Source organism: Dellaglioa sp. CoH-57-MRSF-21 (assembly GCF_056781915.1).
In genome coordinates this window covers 1-422 of record NZ_JBXAXU010000068.1, presented here as the reverse complement: position 1 = coordinate 422, position 422 = coordinate 1, and the positions used below count along the sequence as shown (strand labels likewise).

The window sequence follows — 422 nt, the reverse complement described above, 5'->3', positions numbered from 1 at the left end:
ATTCGGATGCTCACGGATGTAGCGCTGCCGCATCTCCGGAGTCATAAACTCCCACCACTCATCCTTCGGATCATACGTATCTGCATGAGGGTTATTCGGGTGTTTTTCGTTGTAGCGTTTGCGCTCAGCAGGAGTCATGTCCTCCCACTTACCCTCGCTGGCCGTGACCATTAGGCGTGCTATTACTTCTGCTTTCATAGTCTTGTCCTTGGTTAAACAAACCGTGTATTTACGAGGGTTAGTTGATCAGGTAGTCGAAAGCCCACGTGATGTTGAGGGTCACAAGGTTCGATGCGGAACCGTCGAGTTCGACATCCGCAACCGAAGCCGGCCACAGGCCAACGACGGTAATCGTCCGGCTCACCTGAGGAAGATCGTTATAGACCACGAGCTGTGCCGTGCACTTGTAGGCGGATGCAAAC

At 52.8% G+C, this 422-nt stretch carries 2 protein-coding genes; both read right to left on the bottom strand.

The window, feature by feature from the left end:
* Window positions 1–198, bottom strand: a 198-nt coding sequence (locus tag AC1RPQ_RS07965; RefSeq protein ID WP_481762258.1) for a hypothetical protein, incomplete at its 3' end; no start/stop codon positions are given.
* Between the two features lie 40 nt (window positions 199–238).
* On the bottom strand, window positions 239–422 hold a 184-nt coding region (locus AC1RPQ_RS07960; protein WP_481762257.1), incomplete at its 5' end, for a hypothetical protein.